The organism is Thiolapillus sp. (assembly GCF_048562965.1).
In the GTDB taxonomy this organism is placed as follows: Bacteria; Pseudomonadota; Gammaproteobacteria; order Chromatiales; family Chromatiaceae; genus Thiolapillus; species Thiolapillus brandeum_A.
The window spans coordinates 1-3,243 of record NZ_JBHNMF010000375.1; the positions used below are offsets into that span (position 1 = coordinate 1).

5 protein-coding genes are annotated in these 3,243 nt (G+C 58.4%); 4 read left to right on the top strand and 1 reads right to left on the bottom strand.

What is annotated here, in order from left to right:
• Positions 1-104 precede the first annotated feature (104 nt).
• From ACOCD2_RS15000 to ACOCD2_RS15015, 4 genes are all read left to right on the top strand, one after another.
• Complete coding sequence (locus ACOCD2_RS15000) at positions 105-560, top strand: acyltransferase family protein (RefSeq protein WP_293649207.1); 456 nt, start codon at positions 105-107, stop codon at positions 558-560.
• A gap of 64 nt (positions 561-624) precedes the next feature.
• The gene (locus ACOCD2_RS15005; protein WP_293649205.1) at positions 625-900 is read left to right on the top strand and encodes a DUF3144 domain-containing protein; all 276 of its coding nucleotides are present in this window, start codon (positions 625-627) and stop codon (positions 898-900) included.
• A complete protein-coding gene (locus tag ACOCD2_RS15010) occupies positions 887-1,786 on the top strand; it encodes a glycosyltransferase family 2 protein (RefSeq protein WP_293649202.1) in 900 nt (299 codons plus the stop codon). The genes ACOCD2_RS15005 and ACOCD2_RS15010 overlap by 14 nt, the downstream gene beginning before the upstream one ends.
• Positions 1,783-2,754, top strand: coding sequence for an NAD-dependent epimerase/dehydratase family protein (locus ACOCD2_RS15015; RefSeq protein ID WP_293649199.1), 972 nt, complete (start codon positions 1,783-1,785; stop codon positions 2,752-2,754). The genes ACOCD2_RS15010 and ACOCD2_RS15015 overlap by 4 nt, the downstream gene beginning before the upstream one ends.
• Here the strand turns inward: ACOCD2_RS15015 and ACOCD2_RS15020 are convergent.
• Positions 2,744-3,154: a translation initiation factor 2 gene (locus ACOCD2_RS15020; protein ID WP_293649196.1), complete on the bottom strand. Its 411-nt coding sequence runs from the start codon at positions 3,152-3,154 to the stop codon at positions 2,744-2,746. The genes ACOCD2_RS15015 and ACOCD2_RS15020 overlap by 11 nt on opposite strands.
• Positions 3,155-3,243 lie beyond the last annotated feature (89 nt).

The window sequence follows — 3,243 nt, forward strand, 5'->3', positions numbered from 1 at the left end:
GCGTTTGGATGCCTACTTTGCTTCCCCTCTGGCGCTATGCGCACGACGGGTAAGCAGTGCGGCCTCGCGGCTACTGGGGTCTACCAGCCTTCGCTTCGCTCTCCATGGCTGGCAGCGATCGCTGGCGGTCCGTGTTGCTTGCGGGCGGTACTGCCGGCATGGCGCTGCTGGCCTGGTTCATCCATATCACGCAGCCCATCGGCGCGGTCAATGTGGAGGGGCTGACCTACTGGGGAGGACACTGGTCGCTCTTCATCTGGCACAGCCTGTTCTGCCTGTGTATTGCACTGGTGGTGTTGGCGGCTGCGCTGGGGCTGGGTGTGACTGACAGGCTGCTCGCCAACCGGGTGATCATGTATCTCGGGATCATCAGCTACAGCCTCTATCTGTGGCACTTTCCCCTGGTCAAATGGCTGCATCAGGCGAAGCTTCCGGTATTGCTGCCGGATGCGCCGCTGCTCAACGGGCTGCTCTGGGCGGCTCTGCCGGTGCTGCTGGTTTCCTCGCTTTCCTACTGGGTGGTGGAGCGGCCTTTCCTGCGCCTGCGTCATTCCCGCTGACCCTGCCCGGCAGTATATGGGATAATTCCCGAAACACTTCAAAATTGCACAAAGGTAGGATTTTATGGCGGATACACCCAGCAGGGATGAACAGATACTGAGCATGATCGATGAGTTTGTCGCCGTGGCGAACCGGCTCAAGGACGAGGGCAACGATACCGACCTGGTGAATGCCGCCTTCATGCTCGCTTCCGGAAACTATGCCACTTTTCTTGCCGCCGGCAATCAGGGTTACCTAAAGGAAGACGGCATACGCAAGATTGCAGAGGCCTACAAACACAATCTGACGCTGCTTCAGGATCTGAAAAAGGCCCAGTTCAATCCAGATGGAAAGAACTGAAACGGACAGTCCTGCCATCGATTCACAGGATCTGCGCTGTACCGTCGTCGTCGTCAATTTCAATGGCAGTGAACTGTTGCTGCGAAGTCTGGCTGCGGTGCTGGAGAGCACCCTGCCTGTCGAAGTCATTCTGATAGACAATGCCTCGTCCGATGGCAGTGCGAAACAGGCGAAAAGCCGGTTTCCTCAAATCACCCTGCTCGAAAATGAGCACAACCGGGGGTTTGCCGTGGCGGCCAATCAGGGATTGCGTTCCGCCCGTGCCAGAACCCTGTTACTGCTCAACCCCGACTGCATCCTGCAGTCCGATACCCTGGAGAAAATGCTCGAAGTCCTGCGCTGTTATCCGGAAGTGGGGATGGCGGGCTGCCGTATTCTCAATCCCGATGGTACGGAACAGCGGGGTTGCCGCCGCAACCTGCCCACCCTGGGCAGCGGCCTGCGCAAGGCTGCCGGCCGGCAGAAAAGCAGGAAGGCGGTGGATCTGCATCTGCAGCCGTTGCCCGATCAGCCTCAGTTCGTTGAAGCCATTTCCGGTGCTTTCATGCTGGTGACGCGGCAGGCACTGCATGACGTGGGTTTCCTGGATGAAGACTATTTCATGCACTGCGAGGACCTTGACTGGTGCAGACGTTTTCTCGATGCGGGCCTGAAGATCCTGTTCGTTCCCCATGTTGAAGTGGTTCACTACCGTGGTACCTGCAGCAAGGCCACGCCCGTGCGGGTTTTCTGGTACCTGCACCGGGGGATGGTGCGCTATTACCGCAAGTATCTTGCCAGGGAAAATGGCCTGGTGATCACCCTGCTGGTGATTCCGGCTATCTATGGCCGCTTTCTGTGGCTGACCCTACGCCGACAGCTGGGCAGAATTTCGGGCAGGGCATGAACGGACTTCTGCTGAAACTGGCCCGGCGACTGCCGCCGGAACCTGTGCTGGTCACCGGTGCCAGCGGGCGCATCGGGCGGCGATTGCTGGAAGTGCTGTCTGCCGCCGGATGCAAGGTGTACGCCATGAGCCGTGATGAGGAAGCGGGGTTTCCATCCGGTGTGCAACTCCGTACGGGGGATCTGACCCGTGCTGAAAGCCTGCCCGGGACGCTGGAAGGTGTTGGCTTGGTGTTTCATCTGGCCAGCTATGCGCCGTCGCCGGAAGATCCTGACCCAGAGAACAGTCCCGCGCATCAGGCGGTGACTGTTTCCGGTACGCGAAACCTGTTGGAAAAGGCGCGGGAGGCAGGCGTTGCCTCTTTGGTGTTCACCAGTTCCACCCGAACCATCGACGGCAGCGACAGCAGCTATGCGCAAGCGAAAAAAACAGCTGAAAAGCTCGTGCTGACAGTATCGAAGGACATGAAAACCACGGTGTTGCGCCTGCCTCCCGTATACGGTTTTGCCCGTCAGGGCAGTATTGCGCAGATGCTGGCTGCCATCGATGCCGGCCGCTTTCCCCCCTTGCCGGATTTTGGTGACCTGCGTTCCCTGGTGCATGTGGATGATGTGGTGCAGGTGTTGCTGCTGACGGTGCTGTCTCCGATGGCAGCGGGAAAAGTCTATACAGTCACTGATATGCAGACCTACTCCTCGCGGCAGATCTACGAGCTGATCTACGCGGCGCTGGGCAAAACGCCTCCCCAGTGGCGTGTTCCGGCGTGGCTGCTACGGGCGGGGGCAGGGGCGGGCAGCCTGCTGGAAAGCATCACCGGCAGGTCCATGCCCCTGAACCGGGGCAAACTCAACAGCCTCAGCCGCTCTGCGTTCTTTGATGCCGGGGAGATCGGGGAAGAGCTGGCCTACTCACCTCTGCATACTCTGGAAGAGGCCCTGCCGGAGATAGTGCGGCAGTTCAGGGCATAAACGGGTTCATGGCGCCCATGGGACGGGCGATTTCCCTCACGTGCACGCGCATGATGGTCACGCCCTGTGTCATGTGCTTGAAGCGCTGATCCACATGCTGCATGCCGATTGACATCCTGTCCATGTCGCCGTCCATGACTGCGATATCCGTGTCCATCTGCTGCATGTTTTGTGAAATGCTGGGCATCAGGGACGCCATGACGCAGGTGCTCTTGGCGATATTGTCCATGCGTTTCATGTAGTGTTCGAATTCCTTTACGTTGTCTGTGATGTGCATCATGCGCAGGGAGACCTGCTGCATATTTCTGTGCATGGAATCCATGTTGTCCACGATGCCATTCAGGTCTTCATACAGGACGGCGACATAATAGACATCTGAAGTTTCCCAGAAATTATTCAAGCCACCATGCGCAGCAGCACAGTGACCAGAGAATTTCCGGGGGGATTGCCGGGTTTGGGGCAAACCCTGGCAAAATTCTCATCCAAAGC